Here is a 16231-nt window from a genome sequence, read left to right as displayed (position 1 = left end):
AAGCCTACCGCGTACTCCCCGACGGCACCTCAAAGATTGTCGGCTCAGCCTCGTCCGTAATGCTCTGCGCCAGGCGCATGTCAATCGGCGTGGTGATCTTAAACGCCATCGGGTCCCCCTGCACCGTGTGCACGTCCACGCCAAACCACTCCATCAGGCTCGCGTCATCCGTGGCGACGAAGTCCGGTGTCCCCTCGTAGTACGCGCGGTTCGCAGCGAGCAGAGAACGCAGGTCAAAGCCCTGTGGCGTTTGCACTGCCCGCAGCGTCGAGCGGTCAGGGGTGCCAACGACGCGTCCAGCTGCGTCGATCTCCTTGATGGTGTCGACGACCGGCAGCACCGGCACCACCGCATCCGCGCCCTCGAGCACGGCGCGGGCAACGCGCGCGATCATACCGGGCGGGGTCAGGGCCCGGGCGGCGTCGTGAATGAGCACGCAGGCGTCCTCGTGCTCGATCGCCTTGAGGCCCTCGTAGATAGAATCGGCGCGCTCCGCGCCCCCGTGCACGAAGCGGACGTCGTGGCCTCGCAGCGTGGTGCGCGCGATCTCCTCCATCTCGGGGCTGACCACCACGATGATCGAGTCCACGACCTCAGCGGTCTCCATCGCGGTCACCGAGCGCTCCAGCAGGCTGCGACCGCGCAGCGGCACAAACGCCTTCGGTACGCTCGCCCCGAGCCGCGTGCCCTTGCCTGCCGCGGCAACGACGGCCACTACCCTGCGAGACATTCGGCTACGTCCCGCTACTTCTCGTCGTCCTCATCGTCGTCGAAGCTGAGGTCATCCAGGTCGATGTCATCCTCGTCCTCAACCACCACGTCAGGCGCGAAGGAAATACCGGCCTTGACCTGCTCCTCGATAATCTTGCGGACGCCCTCTTCCAGCTCCTCGACCTTCTTCTCGTCGACCGGCTCCGCCAGCGCGAGTTCGCCGACGAGGATCTGGCGCGCCTTGCCCAGCATGCGCTTCTCGCCCGCAGACAGGCCCTTGCCCTGGTCACGGCGCCACAGGTCGCGGACAACCTCCGCCACCTTATTAATGTCACCGGACGCGAGGCGCTCCTGGTTCGCCTTGTAGCGGCGGGACCAGTTGCCGGCCTCCTCGACGTCGGTCTCGCGCAGCACCGAGAAGACCTTCTCCAGGCCCTCCTTGCCGACGACGTCGCGCACACCGACAAGCTCGGTGTTCTTTACAGGAACGCGGACCTCAAGGTCCGACTGGAGGATTTGCAGTACGAGAAAGTCGAGCGTTTCTCCGCCAATTTCGCGCTGCTCGATGTCGGCGATGCGTGCCGCACCATGATGCGGATAGACAACCACTTCTCCGACTTTGAATTCCATGAACACTCCTTGAGGATGACAACCGGCTCAGTAACCTCACCACCCTACCATTACGGGCCGTAATGGGGACGCGCACCCGCGATGCGCCGAACTCAACTAAAGTTTAACCCCACCCGCGCCGCCTGGGCCTGGTACGCGTGAGGAAACTGTGAAAAGTCTAGGTCCAGGCGCTAGGGTTGTGCGGAGAAACATATATGTGAAACAAGAACGATGGAGGACACCCACGTGAAGTCCCTGAAGCCGGTTTTCGCACTCGCAACCGCACTGCTCATGGCCGGATGCTCCGCAGGCCAAATCACTCAGACCTCTGACCAGGTGGCTGCAGTTGACGGCGCCAACGTCGAAACCGAGAACGGCGAGCTGGCCGTACAGGACGTCACCGTCGTCCTCGACGAGACCGGCTCCGCAGCACTGAAGTTCAGCGCGCTGAACCAGGACACGTCGATGACGTCGCACTCGCTGCGTTCCGTTTCCGTTGACGGCACCCCGGTCAGCATCGAATCCTCGAAGGAAATCGGCTACAACTGCGTGCTTGTTGGTGACTCCGCTGCAGGCTTGGACCGCATGCCGCAGGATGACGGCAAGAACTGCATCGAGTACATCCGCACCGCCCTGCCGAACGACAGCTTCGCGTACGGCGGCACCGTGCCTGTGACCTTCACGTTCGACACCGGCACCCTCGAGGTCAACGCCCCGGTTTCCGCTCCGCTGCTGCCTTCCGGCCAGGTCCACCGCGACCTGAACAAGTAAGGCTCTATGGCGAAGAAGCCTCGGGTGATCCACACCTGTTCCGAGTGTGGATACTCCTCTCCTAAGTGGCTTGGCCGCTGCCCTGAATGCGGCTCTTGGGGGACATTGCAAGAATCAGCGCCGGTGGTTACCGCCACCCGCGCGACGGGGGTCTCCAGTGCGCCGCGTGCCGCTGCACTCACGCCGCAAACGCCTGCGCGCCCAATCACAACTATCGACGCCGCCGCGACCAAGACGGTGCGCTCCGGCATCGGCGAGCTTGACCGGGTGTTGGGCAACGGCGTGGTGCCTGGGTCGGTGGTGCTCATGGCGGGCGAGCCGGGCGTCGGCAAGTCGACGCTGCTGCTTGAGGTGGCCTCGCGCTGGGCGGCGATCGATGGGCGCAAGGCGCTCTACGTCACCGCCGAGGAGTCGGCGGGGCAGGTCCGCGGGCGCGCCGAACGCACCGGCGCACTGCGGGAGCGCCTCTACCTGGCGGCCGAGTCCAACCTGGACATCGTGTTTGGTCACGTGGAGCAGATCAAGCCCTCGCTGCTCATCGTGGACTCGGTACAGACGATGCACGCTCCCGGTGTGGAGGGCGTGCCGGGCGGCGTGGCGCAGTCCCGCGCGGTCACGGCCGCGCTGACCACGCTGGCGAAGACCACTCACCTGCCGATTCTGCTGGTAGGGCACGTGACCAAGGACGGCAACGTCGCGGGCCCGCGAGTGCTCGAGCACCTGGTGGACGTGGTGCTGAACTTCGAGGGCGACCGGCAATCAAGCCTGCGTATGCTGCGCGGCATCAAGAACCGATTTGGCGCGACCGATGAGGTGGGCTGCTTCGAGCAGACCGCCGAGGGGATCCGCGAAGTACCGGACCCGTCCGGGCTGTTCCTCTCCCACCGCGGCCGCACCCCGGATGGTTCCGCGGTGACCGTGGCGATGGACGGGGTGCGCCCAATGCTCGCGGAGGTGCAGGCGCTCACCGTGGACCCGGTGAACAAGTCGCCCCGGCGCGTGGTCACGGGCCTGGACGGCAACCGCGTGCCGATGGTGCTGGCGGTCCTGCAGGCGCGCTGCGGGCAGCGCACGAACGACAAGGACGCCTACGTGGCAACCGTGGGTGGGGTGCGCATCACGGAGACCGCGACCGACCTAGCGGTGGCGCTGGCGACCTGGTCGAGCCTGCACGAGACACCGCTGCCACCAAAGACGGTGGTGATCGGGGAGGTCGGCTTGGCCGGCGAGATCCGGCGGGTGCCAAACCTGGGCCGTCGCCTGCAAGAGGCAGCACGCCTGGGATACGAGCACGCAATCGTGCCCGCGGGCGAGTCACTGCAGGTCCCGGGACTGCGAATTGAGCAGGTGGCCACGGTTGGCCAGGCTATCGCTACACTTGCACAGCATGAGTGATGACACGATGCGCGCCGCCCTCGAGCGCCTCGCCCCCGGCACCGCACTTCGCGACGGCCTCGAGCGAATCCAACGTGGCCACACCGGTGGCCTCATCGTCCTCGGCGACGGGCCGGAGGTCGTCGAGATTTGCGACGGCGGCATCGCCTTCGACGTCGCCTTCCAGCCACCGCTGCTGCGCGAGCTGTGCAAGATGGACGGCGCCGTCGTTTTATCCGCCGACGGCTCCCGCATCACCCACGCCAACGTGCAGCTCGTGCCCAGCCCGCACTTCCCCACCAGTGAGTCCGGCACCCGCCACCGCTCCGCGGAACGCACCGCGCTGCAGACCGGCAGGCCGGTCATCTCGGTGTCGGCGTCGATGAATACGGTGACGGTGTACGCGGGTGGGCGTCGCCACCGCTTGGAGGAGCCGGCGGTCCTGATGGGCCGGGCGAACCAGGCACTGTCCACGGTGGAGCGCTATCGCCAGCGCCTCGACATGTCGAACCACCGCCTGTTCGTGGCAGAGATGAACAACTATGCCACCGTCGCCGACGTGCTCAACGTGCTGCAGCGCCAGCTGATGCTCGAGCGCGCCGTCACCGATCTGGAGCTGAGCATTGTGGAGTTGGGTGTCGACGCCCGCCAGCTCAGCCTGCAGCTTTCCGAGCTGGAGGGCAACAACGCCCACGACGTTGAGATGCTGGTGCGCGACTACATCGCGACGACCACCGTGCCCACGGACGAGCAGGTCCACCAGGCCCTCGATGCCTTGGACACCCTGCCGGATTCGGAGCTGCTGAACACGACCACGTTGGCGCGCCAGCTGGGGCTGCCCGCGAACGAGGAGAACCTCGTGCAAGCGCTGATCCCACGTGGCTACCGGGCGCTTGCGCGCGTGCCTCGCGTGCAGAAGTTCTTGATGGATCAGATCGTGGCCGTCTTCGGCACGCTGCCCGCCATTTTGGAGGCGCAGCCGGAAGACTTGAGCTCCGCAGACCACGTGACCAGCCTGTGGGCGCGCCACATCTACGAGGGGTTGCGCCGCCTCAGCTAAGTCAGGTTGAACGGGACTGCGTCGGAGGCGTTGTCGCCGATCACGGTGTGCAGGTAGTACGACCCAGCTGGTACTGGCTGGCGGTCGGTGCACACGTTCGGCTGCGAGCTGGTACCCGACCAGCGGGCTTCAAAGCCACGCTTCGAGTCACGCGGGAACGTCTCCTGACCAGCAAAGACAGGGTCAAAGCAGTCGACGTCGGACCACACGCGGTTGTTGGTAGCCATGTCGTAGACCTCAAAACGCATGATGTTGGTGTCCAGGTCGATGACGCAGTCCGCGTCCGTCGGGTTCTGCACTTCCATGTAGAACACCGGCTGCTCCCCCACCGCGTACGACGGCTGGTTTGTCGACGCCACCACACGCAAATCCTTCAGCTCACAGGTGCCCGAAGGCGCAGCCTGCGTGTGCTCTGCTGACGAGGTCGGCTCGGTCGGCTCACCGGATACGCTTTCCTTTGCAGTTTCGGACTCACTCGGCGTCGCGGCACCCGGTTCCGGCACCGTCGGCTCCGTGACAGGCGTGGTGGTGGGCGAAGTGGACGTCGATACGTCGGCGTCGCCGCCGCCTGAGCGCGCCATAGCGCTCAACCCCCACACCAGGAACACCACGAGCACCAACAACGCAACGAGCGCCGCAACGCGGCGGCGCCGGTAGATCTCGGGAGGAAGCGGATGCTGGTTAGTCATGCCCCTTACTCTATACCGAAGTTTTCCATGGTCGGGTGAACCTGGCCATCGGCAAGTTGGTAGCGTGCCGCAACCACGCCGACAGTGCCGTTCGCCAAACGCTCCGCGAGCACCGGCACGCGCTCAATGAGGTGCTGCGCACTCAAGTTCGCGTGGGTGACCTCAACATCCTTCGGGTCACGCGTGGGCGACTGAAGCACCGACGGCACGATCTTCTCCACGAACACGCGCACCAACCCGTCCGGGACTTCCTCGGTCTCCACCGCGTTGAGCGCCGTACCGACCGCGCCGCAGGACTCGTGCGACAGGAACATCACCAGCGGCACATTCAGCCCTTCCACCGCGTACTCGACGGAGGCGGACACCGCGGCGTCGACGCAACCGCCCGCTGTGCGGATGACGAAGATGTCGCCGAAGCCGACGTCGAAAAGCAGCTCAACTGGGACACGCGAATCCGAGCAGGCGACGACGGCGGCGATGGGGTTCTGGCCGTCTCGGAGCTGTTCGCGCCATGTGGGGTCGCGGTGCGGGTGCGTCTCCTGGCTTGCAACGAATCGTTCATTTCCTGCCTTGAGGAGTTCCCACACCTCACGAGGCGTCTTTTCTGTACTCATAGGCTATATTTTGGCAGAGATGACTGAGGATGTGGCCAAAATTCGAACAAACCTCCAACCCGCCGAGATTAACCCGTGGTACCGCGCCAACGCGCGTGAGCTTCCGTGGCGCGCACCAGGCACAAGCGCGTGGGGCGTGCTACTCAGCGAGGTGATGAGCCACCAGACGCAGGTGGCGCGCGTCGCCCCCATCTGGGAGGAATGGATGCGCCGCTGGCCCACCCCGGAGGCCTTCGCGGCTGCTGGCGCCGGCGAGGTGCTGCGCGCCTGGGGCAGCCTCGGCTACCCGCGTCGCGCGCTGCGTCTGCTGGAGTGCGCGCGAGTGATCACTGAGCTTCATGACGGCCACGTCCCCCGCAGCGTGGAGGAGCTGCTGGCACTGCCCGGCATCGGCGATTACACGGCCCGCGCAGTGGCCTGCTTTGCCTATGGGGAAAACGTGCCGGTGGTGGACACGAACGTGCGCCGGGTGGTCGCGCGCGCCGAGCGTGGTAGGCCCGTCGCGCACCCGCGCAAGGCGGAGCTCCAGGAGGTGGCGGCGCTGCTGCCCGACGACGGTTCGGAGTGGGACGGCCCAACCTTTTCGGTCGGCTTGATGGAGCTCGGTGCCCTCGTGTGCACCGCCACAAACCCGGACTGCGGGGCGTGCCCGGTCAGCCGCTGCGCGTGGGTGGCAGCGGGCAAGCCGGAGCCGAACCCGGAGGAGCAGCGCAAGAAGAAGACGCAGCGCTTCGCCGGCACCGACCGGCAGGTGCGCGGCAAGATCATGCAGGTGTTGCGAGGGGCGTCGGCACCCGTGCCGCAACGCGACATCGACGTGGTGTGGCCCGATGCAGCGCAACGCTCCCGCGCGCTATTTTCACTGCTTGAGGACGGCCTCGCCGTCCAAGACGACGCCGGCTACTTCCACCTACCGCGGTAATTGAACCCACCGGGCAGCTTCACCCACACGCCACCGCGCGAGTTGAACGTGACAGGGCCGACCTTCGTGGAAGCCGAAGCACCAGACTTGGAGAAGTTCAGCCACGAGTTCTTACTCACCTTGTGCTTCTTGCGATAATAAATTCCCATGCGCTCAGACTACACATAGACTGTCCGCATGACTTCGAGCGTTTTGATCGCATTCGCGATGACCCTGTTGGCCGGCATCTCCACCGGCATCGGCGGGGTGGTCGTGGCGCTCAAGTCCACCATTGGCGACAGGTTCCTCGCCGGCAGCCTCGGGTTCTCCGCTGGAGTGATGGTCTACATCTCACTCGCGGAGCTGCTCCCCGCGGGCATTGACGCCCTCGACCAGGGCCGCGCGATCCTCGGGTTCTTCGGCGGGGTGGCGCTGATCGCGGTGATCGACAAGCTGGTGCCGCACGACATCAACCCGCACGAAAGCATCCAGGGCGACGAGGACAAACGCGCCCAAGCGATGCGGCGCGCCGGCGTGATCACCGGCGTGGCAATCGCCCTGCACAACTTCCCCGAGGGCTTCGCCACCTTCATGTCCGCGCTCGCCGACCCGTACCTGGCCATCCCGATCGCCGTCGCGATCGCGCTGCACAACATCCCAGAAGGCGTCGCCGTGGCAGTCCCGCTACGCGAAGCCACCGGCCGACGTTGGTGGGCCGCCGGGTGGGCCACCCTCTCAGGGCTTGCTGAACCGCTCGGAGCGCTCGTCGGGTACCTCATCCTCGCGCCCTTTATGGGGCCGACCACGATGGGCTACTCCTTCGCGGTGATCGCCGGAATCATGGTGTTCATCAGCTTCGACAAGCTGCTGCCGAACGCGATCGCCACCGGACACCACCACTACAGCGTCTACGGCGTCATGGGCGGCATGGCGATCATGGCCGTGAGCCTCATGCTGCTGCCCTGACAATTGTACGTCACAGACATTTGTACGTTAAACTCCCGACCATGAAACATCATTGGTCAAAAATTTCCCTGACCATAGCCTGCGCTATGGCCCTCGGCGCCTCGACAGCGCCCATCGTTGACGCCACCCCACTCTCCTCCGAGAGCGCCACCTCCCAGCGCTTCACGCAACGTGTGAAGCCACAGCTCGTCCGCTACGAAACCACCACCGAGGACGGCTCCCGTGCCCCAGTCACCGCCACCCTCTACGACACCCCCGACGCCAAAGGGCTCGTCGCCTTCGCCCCCGGCACCCGCGGCCTCGGCGACCACTGCGCCCCCAGCAACAGCCCCGCTATTCTGCGCACGGCCCACCAAAAATCAGTCAATATTGACTACGAACGCGGCATCGTGCGCAAGCTTGTCGACGCCGGCTACCGCGTCATCGTCACCGACTACGTCGGGCTTGGCACCCCAGGCACGCACACCTACCTCAACCGCGTCGACCAAGGCCACGCCGTCATCGACGCCGCCCGCTACGCCGCCCACGACGACGAAAAAATCGCGTTCTGGGGCTACTCCCAAGGCGGTGGCGCCTCCGCAGCAGCAGCCGAACTCGTCACTGACTACGCCCCCGATCTCAACGTCGTCGCCGCCTTCGTCGGCGCCCCACCCGCCGACCCACTGGCCGTGCTCGAGCAAGCAACCAGCAAACAAATCAGTGCCGTCGCCGGCTTCGCCGCTGTCAGCTTCGCGTCCACCTACCCTGACTTCCGCGAAGCCCTCTACGCCGAACTCAACGAAGAAGGCGTCGATACGCTCGAGGCGCTCTCCAATGCCTGCATGGCGGAGGCACCCCGCGTCGCGCCGAAACCCTTCACCGAGTACACCAAGAGCGGCGAAAGCCTCGCCGAACTCGCCCAGGCCAACGCGACCCTGCGGGCGCGCCTCGACCAGAACAAACTCGGCCGAGTGCCCACGAGCATGCCGACCCTCGTGCTCACCAACCCCGCCGACGACCTGGTCCCTTCTCCACAAGTGACCCAGCTCGCCCGCGACTACTGCAGCGTGGGCGCACCGGTGGAGTACCGAGCAGTTGCCATGCAAGGCGTGCGCCCCGAAGCCCCCTTCGCCAACGTCGACGGCTCCGCCCACACCCTGCCCCTCTACCTCGAATCCTCTAACGCCATCACCTGGCTCAACGAGCGCTTCGACCCCAACTCCGCCCCCTTCACAGCCACCTGCCCCATCCCCAACACCCCACCAACCCAGTCTGACCACCTCATCCTGCAGTACACCAACGAAACCATCGCCGCGATCTTCCTCGGCATCCTCGGCGTACTCAGTGCCGTTGGGATGGGCGCCTGGCTCACCAGCACAGGACTGACGCATCTTTTCGCCTAAACCAAAGCGTTGTCGATTAGTATTTTTCATCGTGCTGCATCGTCCTGTGATCTCCGCTGTGTGCGCCCTCGCGCTCGCCGCTTCCCTCGCCCCCTCCGCCGCCGCTAGCTCGCTCGACCCGCTGAGCTCCGTGGCGGAGGTGGGCTCCTCCGCCATCAAATCCGCCTTCCGCCCCGCGCCGAAAGTCGTGCGCTACGAAACCACCACTGAGTCCGGCACGCGCGCGCCAGTCACCGCCACCCTCTACGACAGGGACAACGCGAAGGGGCTCGTCGTCATCGCGCCCGGCACCCGCGGCATGGCCGACCACTGCGCACCCAGCAAGAACACCTCGCTCATGTCCTCCGACTCCGGGGCATCCTTCAGCGTCGACTACGAGCGCCCCATGGCCCACATGCTTGTCGACGCCGGCTACCGCGTCATCGTCACCGACTACGTCGGCCTCGGCACCCCAGGCACGCACACGTACCTCAACCGCGTCGACCAGGGACACGCCGTCATCGACGCCGCCCGCTACGCCGCCCACGCCGGCGAAAAAGTCGCGTTCTGGGGATATTCGCAAGGCGGCGGCGCATCCGGCGCGGCAGCCGAACTCGTCGCCGACTACGCCCCCGAACTCAACGTGGTCGCCGCCTTCGTCGGCGCCCCACCCGCCGACCCACTGGCCGTACTCGAACAGTCCCGCGGGACCCTGATCACCCCAGTCGCCGGTTTCGCCGCCGTCTCCTACTCCTCCACCTACCCCGACTTCCGCGAAGCCCTCTACGCCGAACTCAACGAGGAAGGCGTTCGCACCCTCGACGCCCTGTCCAAGGCGTGCATCCTCGACGCCGTCCGAATCGCGCCCAAGGAATTCAAGGCCTACACGAAACGTGGCGTCAACCTGGCCGAACTCGCCCACGACAACCCCGTGCTGCGAGCCCGCCTCGACCAGAACAAGCTCGGCCGCGTCCCCACCAAGGTCCCGACCCTGGTACTCACCAACCCCGACGACGACATGGTCCCCGCCCCACAAGCCGTCCAACTCGCCCGCGACTACTGCGCGCTCGGCTCACCCGTGGAGTACCGCAGCGTCTCTATCCCCGGCACCCGATCCACGCCACTCGACTCCGGGTCCTCCACCACCCCATTCGCAAACCTCGCCGGTGCTGGCCACGCCCTGCCAATCGTCCTCGAGACCGCCCACGTGATCACCTGGCTGGATGCACGCTTCGACCCAAACGCACCAGCCTTCACCCCGAACTGCAACATCCCCGACGACACTTCCATCAACACCGCCTCGAACTACCATTACACCGGCCCAGTCGCCGACGCCATCCTCTTCGGCATCTTCGCTGTTCTCAGCGCTGTCGGTTTAGGCACCTGGCTCGTTGGCTCCGGCCTGCCGAACCCGGCTTTGGTGTGGGCGCACCAAATTCGCTGATTTGGGAGCGCGTTTTTGCGTTTCCCCAGGTCGCTGCCGCCGCGCGAGGGAATTTGGTGCCTCTTTGGATACATAGAGTGCCAAAGGACGCAATCCTAAAATCCACCCCCACCATTCCCGCAGGTCAGGAAAGCGCTAGACGTATAAGGTTGCGTCTATTGGCACCAACACCCATCCCACCACGACAAAAGAAAGCCGCACCACCAGGGTGCGGCTTTCCAACCTATTGATTAGACCGGTTCAGGTCCCCGACCGTCGGAATCGGAGTCGGAGTCAGGCTCAGGACCCGACTCTGCGCGCTCGTCCGGGAACTGGGAGGCCTCGGTCTCCGGGGTGCCCTCGGAAGGGGCGATGTCACGCACGGCTTTCTCCTCAGGTTCGTCGGACGCGGCGTCCTCACCGAACGTCTCCGCTGGCAGCGGGCGTGGGCGCGGGGTGAATGTGAAGGTCGCGTCCGGCGCTGCCTTGCCGCGGGTGTTGCGGGCGGCTTCGACGTCGCCGTCCCAGCCTTCGACGTCGACGGTAATGATCTCGCCGGCGCCGATCTCGCCGAACAGGATCTTCTCCGAAAGCAGGTCCTCGATCTCGCGCTGGATGGTGCGACGCAGCGGGCGCGCACCGAGCACTGGGTCGAAGCCGCGGATGGCCAGGAGGTTCTTGGCCTTCTCGGTAAGCTCGATGCCCATGTCCTGCGCGGCCAGGTTGGTGTCCACGCGGCTGATGAGCAGGTCCACCATCTGCACGATTTCTTCCTGGGTCAGCTGGCGGAAGACCACAATCTCGTCGATGCGGTTGAGGAACTCTGGACGGAAGTGCTTCTTCAGCTCGTCGTGGACCTTGTTCTTCATGCGCTCGTACTGGGCGTCAGCGTCGGTGGCGGTGTTGCCGGTGAAGCCGAGGCCGACTGGCTTGGAGATGTCGCCGGTACCCAGGTTGGAGGTGAAGATGAGCACGGTGTTCTTGAAGTCCACCATGCGGCCCTGGCCGTCAGTGACGTGGCCTTCCTCGAGCACCTGGAGCAGCGTGTTGTAGATCTCCTTGTGCGCCTTCTCGATCTCGTCGAAGAGCACCACGGAGAACGGCTTGCGGCGGACCTTCTCGGTAAGCTGGCCGCCCTCCTCGTAGCCGACGTATCCCGGAGGGGCACCAAAGAGGCGGGAAGCGGTGAAGCGGTCGTGGAACTCGCCCATGTCGACCTGGATGAGGGAGTCCTCGTCGCCGAAGAGGAACTCGGCAAGCGCCTTGGACAGCTCCGTCTTACCGACACCGGACGGGCCAGCGAAGATGAAGGAGCCGGATGGGCGCTTCGGGTCCTTGAGCCCGGCGCGGGTGCGTCGGATGGAGCGCGACAGGGCGCGGACGGCTTCGTCCTGGCCGATGATGCGCTTGTGCAGCTCGGACTCCATGTTGAGCAGGCGCGAGGACTCGGACTCGGTGAGTTTGAAGACTGGGATGCCGGTCCAGTGCGCGAGCACATCGGCGATCTGGTCTTCACCGACCTCGGCGATTTCCTCGAGGTCGTCAGAGCGCCACTTCTTTTCCTTTTCCTTGCGCTCCTCGCCGAGCTTGCGTTCGGTATCGCGCAGGCCAGCCGCCTTCTCGAAGTCCTGGGCGTCGATGGCGGCTTCCTTCTCGCGGCGGACGTCGGCGATGCGCTCGTCGACTTCGCGCAGCTCGGAAGGCGCGGTCATGCGCTTGATGCGCATGCGGGCACCGGCCTCGTCGAGGAGGTCGACGGCCTTATCCGGCAGGAAGCGGTCGTTGATGTAGCGGTCCGCGAGGGTGGCGGCGGCCTTGAGGGCGTCGTCGGTGTAGGAGACGCGGTGGTGCGCCTCGTAGCGGTCGCGCAGGCCACGCAGGATGGTGACGGTGTCCTCGACGGAGGGCTCGTCGACCTGGACGGGCTGGAAGCGGCGCTCGAGGGCGGCGTCCTTCTCAATGTGCTTGCGGTACTCGTCGAGCGTCGTCGCGCCGATGGTCTGGAGTTCGCCACGTGCCAGCTTCGGCTTGAGCAGCGAAGCAGCGTCGATGGCGCCTTCGGCAGCGCCGGCGCCGACGAGGGTGTGGATCTCGTCGATAAACAGGATGATGTCGCCGCGCTGGTTGATCTCCTTGAGCACCTTCTTCAGGCGCTCCTCGAAGTCACCGCGGTAGCGCGAGCCTGCAACCAGAGAGCCCAGGTCCAGCGAGTAGACCTGCTTGTCCTTCAGCGTTTCGGGGACGTTGCCGTTCGCGATGTCGAGCGCGAGGCCCTCCACGACGGCAGTCTTGCCGACGCCCGGCTCACCAATCAGCACCGGGTTGTTCTTGGTGCGGCGCGAGAGCACCTGCATGATGCGCTCGATTTCCTTGTCGCGTCCGACCACCGGGTCGAGCTTGCCCTCGCGGGCTGCTGCGGTGAGGTTGCGGCCGAACTGGTCGAGCACGAGCGAGTTGGAACGCTCGCCCTGCTGGCCCGGGCGCGGCCCACCCATGATGCCTGGGCCCTGGCCGGCGCCCGCGAAGCCGGGGCCGCCGCCCTGCGGGGTCTCCGGGTTCTGTGCTTCGCCGCCCTCGTAGCCGGAGAGCAGCTGGATGACCTGCTGGCGCACGCGAGGCAGGTCGGCGCCGAGCTTAATCAGCACCTGGGCTGCGACGCCATCACCCTCGCGGATGAGGCCGAGCAGCAGGAACTCGGTGCCGATGTACTTGTGCCCCATCTGCAGGCCTTCGCGCAGGGAGAGCTCCAGTACCTTCTTGGCGCGTGGGGTAAATGGGATCTGGTCAGTGACCGGCTGCGTGCCATGCCCGATGATCTCGATGACTTCGGAGCGGACGTCGTCAAGATTGATACCCATGGACTCGAGCGCCTTTGCTGCGACGCCTTCGCCTTCTTTAATAAGCCCGAGCAGGATGTGCTCGGTACCCATGAAGTTATGGTTCAGCTCGCGCGCCTCCTCCTGAGCCAAGACGATGACGCGGCGGGCCCTATCGGTAAACCTCTCAAACAACTGGCTGACCCCTTACTAATAACGGTTTTTAAAGAGTTGTCACCAACCATAACGCCCCCGGCGGACACATCGTCCCGCCGAGGGCGTCACTTCATGGCTTCAGGGGCCATTACACCAGCTCAGGTCGGGTGTTCGCTCGTAGCGAACAGAGGCTTTTCGACGCCTCCTCCGGCCCCAACCGGCCAGTTTAGAGCAGGTCGCGCAGCACCGGATCCGCGATCTTGAGCACGTTCTCGCGTGCTTCCTTCGCGGTCGGGGCGTCGACGGCGAAGTTCGCCATCTGGCGACAAGTGTCGCGGTCGTGCAGGCGCAGCGCGGCGCGCACCGCGTTGACCTTGCCCGGCGCCATGGACAGGGAGCTCACGCCCAGGCCCACGAGAACAAGCGCCATGAGCGGGTCGCCGCCTGCCTCGCCGCACACGCCGATGGACTTGCCGGTGGCTTCGCCGCCGCGGCAGGTCTCACGGATCATGGCCAGCGTTGCCGGCTGCCACGGGGTGAGCAGCTCTGCGAGCTCGCCCTGCATGCGGTCGGCGGCCATGGTGTACTGCGACAGGTCATTGGTGCCGATGGATGCGAAGTCCGCGATGTCCAGGATGTGGGAGGAGCGGATCGCGGCCGCGGGGGTCTCCACCATCACGCCGACCTTCGGCAGGCCGTGGGCGCGTGCGCGCTCGGTGAACCAGCGGGTCTCCTCGACCGTGGCCACCATTGGGGCCATCACCCACAGTTCAGCCTCCGGGACAGCCTTGTGTGCTGCGGCCAGCGCCTTGAGCTGGTCGTCGAGGAGGTCTTCGCGGGCCATGGACAGGCGCAGGCCGCGACGGCCCAGTGCCGGGTTCTCTTCCTCGCCGAGGTCGGCGAAGGATAGCGGCTTGTCGGCGCCTGCGTCCAGGGTGCGCACGACGACGCGGCGGTCACCGAATGCGCGCAGCACCTTGGTGTACGTCTCGGTCTGCTCCTCGACGCTCGGGGCAGAGTCGCGGTCCAGGAAGAGGAACTCGGTGCGGAACAGGCCGGAACCTTCCAGGTCGTAGCCGGAGGCCTTTGCGGCGTCGTCCGCGGTGCCGATGTTGGCCAGCAGCTTCACGCGGTAGCCGTCGCGGGTGGCCCCCTCGCCGGAGGAGCCTGCCAGGGCTGCGGCGCGGCGGCGGGAGCGCTCCTCGAGTTCGGCGACGTCCGACTCGTTCGGGGCGACGATCACTTCGCCGACGCCGCCGTCGAGGGCGATCGCTGGGGCGTCGACAAGCGCTTCGCTAATGCCTTTGACCTGCACCGCTGCGGGGATGCCGAGCTGCGCGGCGAGGATCGCCGTATGCGATGTCGCGCCACCGGCCTCCGTCACGATGCCGACGACCAACGCTGGATCCAACGTCGCGGTCTCAGCCGGTGCAAGGTCGTTCGCGACGAGCACGGACGGCTCGGTCAGCGCTGGAACGCCCGGCTCCGGCAGCCCGCGCAGGCGCGCGGTGGCGCGGTCGCGGATGTCGTAGAGGTCGGTGACGCGCTCAGCCATGTAGCCGCCGAGCTTGCGGAACTTCGCCGCGTACGCCTCCACCGCGTCGTGGACCGCCTTGGTCACGCCGGTCCCCTTCTTCAGTTCCTTCTTAATGCCGCGCACCAGGCCGCGGTCCTTCGCCAAGGCGGCGGTTGCCTCAAGGACAGCCTTGGATGTTTCGGAGTTTGCGTGCTCTGCGCGCGCCGTCAAGGACGCGGAGACTTCTTCCAGGACCGCGACGACGCGCTCGCCGTCAGCGTCTGGGTCGGTGCATGGTTGTTCGTGCTCGTCGATACCAACGGCGGGTGTAACAACTGCGACCGGGCCAGAGGCAGTACCTGAGGAAACCCCGATCCCATACAAGACGGTGCGGTCAGTCATGAGTGTGTCCTTTCAGCAATCAAGCTAATGGTATTACATTTGATGGTACGCGCTGAGGCGCGCAACGTGCAGAGCAAGGTACGCAATTTCATCTTCTGTCAACTCCGTATCGAAGCGAAGCTCCACTACAGCAGCCACTTTTCGGGCGCACTCAACTTCCCGCGGGTAACTGCGCGTCAACTCACGCGCCAACGGAGAATTTCCGCGCTCGAGTTGTTTCCCCTGCTCAAGGCGAACAAACAAATAACGAATGTGTGTAATAAACCGGGCCACATTTATCGACGCCGCTTCGAACTCCACCCCAAACTCAGCCTCAATGATCTGCATCATCTGCTGAATCAACCCCGTCATCCGGTACGTATGCGCCAGGTCACCGGTGTTGAAACCGGCGTTGACCAGGTGCATCGCAAGCGCGGTGGCTTCGGTGGTGGGCAGGGTGGCGTCGAAAAGAATGTTGATGTGCTCCAGCAGGCGTTCGCCCTGTGCATACTCTGCTGGGTACAAGTGCTGGACCTCGGCGCGCAACGGGTAGGCGATCTCTTCGCCGCGGGAGGCCCGCTCAAGTGCATTAATAATGTGGTCCGTCACCGCGGTGACCAGCGTGATGCTGGGCTTTGCACCCACGGCCTCCAACGCTGCGGTCACACGGTGTATATCTTCGGCGGGAAGCCCGGCAATCATTTGGCCGGAGTGGTCCGGGTCCCGACCATCCGCCGGAACAAATACTCGCTGCACCTTCGACTCGTCGAGGACGTCGCCTTTCTTTGCCCCAAAGGCGATGCCCCGACCGGTCACCACAACATCCTCCGACCCGCGGCGGGCCAGGACGACGTTGTTGTTAAAGATGCGCAGTATTTGCATG

General features: G+C 65.4%; 15 protein-coding genes. 7 read left to right on the top strand and 8 right to left on the bottom strand.

Features of this window, described 5'->3' with window-relative positions:
* Window positions 1-4: 4 nt before the first annotated feature.
* Both ispD and BJP05_RS01785 read right to left on the bottom strand, forming a co-directional pair.
* Window positions 5-730: a 2-C-methyl-D-erythritol 4-phosphate cytidylyltransferase gene (gene ispD, locus BJP05_RS01790; protein ID WP_070361919.1), complete on the bottom strand. Its 726-nt coding sequence runs from the start codon at window positions 728-730 to the stop codon at window positions 5-7.
* A 14-nt stretch (window positions 731-744) separates the two neighbouring features.
* A complete protein-coding gene (locus BJP05_RS01785; RefSeq protein WP_070361918.1) occupies window positions 745-1341 on the bottom strand; it encodes a CarD family transcriptional regulator in 597 nt (198 codons plus the stop codon).
* A gap of 210 nt (window positions 1342-1551) precedes the next feature.
* Here BJP05_RS01785 and BJP05_RS01780 point away from each other — a divergent pair, with 210 nt between their 5' ends.
* Genes BJP05_RS01780 through disA form a run of 3 tightly spaced genes read left to right on the top strand, consistent with a single transcriptional unit; the run spans window position 1552 to window position 4525 of the window.
* On the top strand, window positions 1552-2091 hold the full coding sequence (locus BJP05_RS01780; RefSeq protein WP_070361917.1) for a hypothetical protein: 540 nt from the start codon (window positions 1552-1554) through the stop codon (window positions 2089-2091).
* A 6-nt stretch (window positions 2092-2097) separates the two neighbouring features.
* Window positions 2098-3486, top strand: coding sequence for a DNA repair protein RadA (gene radA / locus BJP05_RS01775; protein WP_071573134.1), 1389 nt, complete (start codon window positions 2098-2100; stop codon window positions 3484-3486).
* Window positions 3479-4525, top strand: a complete 1047-nt coding sequence (gene disA / locus BJP05_RS01770; protein WP_070361915.1) for a DNA integrity scanning diadenylate cyclase DisA — start codon at window positions 3479-3481, stop codon at window positions 4523-4525. The genes radA and disA overlap by 8 nt, the downstream gene beginning before the upstream one ends.
* Here disA and BJP05_RS01765 read toward each other — a convergent pair.
* Window positions 4522-5214: a hypothetical protein gene (locus BJP05_RS01765; RefSeq protein ID WP_070361914.1), complete on the bottom strand. Its 693-nt coding sequence runs from the start codon at window positions 5212-5214 to the stop codon at window positions 4522-4524. The two genes, disA and BJP05_RS01765, sit on opposite strands and share 4 nt — an antisense overlap.
* 5 nt (window positions 5215-5219) lie before the next feature.
* The gene (locus BJP05_RS01760) at window positions 5220-5828 is read right to left on the bottom strand and encodes a carbonic anhydrase (RefSeq protein WP_070361913.1); all 609 of its coding nucleotides are present in this window, start codon (window positions 5826-5828) and stop codon (window positions 5220-5222) included.
* A 19-nt stretch (window positions 5829-5847) separates the two neighbouring features.
* Between BJP05_RS01760 and BJP05_RS01755 the strand changes: the two genes are divergently transcribed.
* A complete protein-coding gene (locus tag BJP05_RS01755) occupies window positions 5848-6750 on the top strand; it encodes an A/G-specific adenine glycosylase (protein ID WP_070361912.1) in 903 nt (300 codons plus the stop codon).
* Here BJP05_RS01755 and BJP05_RS10900 read toward each other — a convergent pair.
* Window positions 6729-6899: a DUF4236 domain-containing protein gene (locus tag BJP05_RS10900; RefSeq protein ID WP_071565885.1), complete on the bottom strand. Its 171-nt coding sequence runs from the start codon at window positions 6897-6899 to the stop codon at window positions 6729-6731. The genes BJP05_RS01755 and BJP05_RS10900 overlap by 22 nt on opposite strands.
* 28 nt (window positions 6900-6927) lie before the next feature.
* On the opposite strand from BJP05_RS10900, the gene zupT reads away from it, so the two are divergent.
* From zupT to BJP05_RS01740, 3 genes are read left to right on the top strand one after another with little or no spacing between them, the layout of a single operon-like run.
* On the top strand, window positions 6928-7695 hold the full coding sequence (zupT, locus tag BJP05_RS01750; protein ID WP_070361911.1) for a zinc transporter ZupT: 768 nt from the start codon (window positions 6928-6930) through the stop codon (window positions 7693-7695).
* Between the two features lie 41 nt (window positions 7696-7736).
* On the top strand, window positions 7737-9077 hold the full coding sequence (locus BJP05_RS01745) for an alpha/beta fold hydrolase (RefSeq protein ID WP_084028539.1): 1341 nt from the start codon (window positions 7737-7739) through the stop codon (window positions 9075-9077).
* 31 nt (window positions 9078-9108) lie between these two features.
* A complete protein-coding gene (locus BJP05_RS01740) occupies window positions 9109-10500 on the top strand; it encodes a lipase family protein (RefSeq protein WP_070361909.1) in 1392 nt (463 codons plus the stop codon).
* Between the two features lie 230 nt (window positions 10501-10730).
* Here BJP05_RS01740 and BJP05_RS01735 read toward each other — a convergent pair whose 3' ends face one another.
* From BJP05_RS01735 to BJP05_RS01725, 3 genes are all read right to left on the bottom strand, one after another.
* The gene (locus BJP05_RS01735) at window positions 10731-13490 is read right to left on the bottom strand and encodes an ATP-dependent Clp protease ATP-binding subunit (protein WP_070361908.1); all 2760 of its coding nucleotides are present in this window, start codon (window positions 13488-13490) and stop codon (window positions 10731-10733) included.
* Window positions 13491-13677: 187 nt separating this feature from the next.
* Entirely contained in the window at window positions 13678-15369 is a 1692-nt protein-coding gene (gene ptsP / locus BJP05_RS01730) for a phosphoenolpyruvate--protein phosphotransferase (protein ID WP_070361907.1), read from the bottom strand.
* A 33-nt stretch (window positions 15370-15402) separates the two neighbouring features.
* Complete coding sequence (locus tag BJP05_RS01725) at window positions 15403-16230, bottom strand: PRD domain-containing protein (RefSeq protein ID WP_070361906.1); 828 nt, start codon at window positions 16228-16230, stop codon at window positions 15403-15405.
* Between the last annotated feature and the right edge of the window lies 1 nt (window position 16231).

The organism is Corynebacterium sp. NML98-0116 (assembly GCF_001767255.1).
In the GTDB taxonomy this organism is placed as follows: Bacteria; Actinomycetota; Actinomycetes; order Mycobacteriales; family Mycobacteriaceae; genus Corynebacterium; species Corynebacterium pseudogenitalium.
Note: the sequence above shows the minus strand (reverse complement) of the source record. Positions and strands in the feature narration are given on the sequence as shown.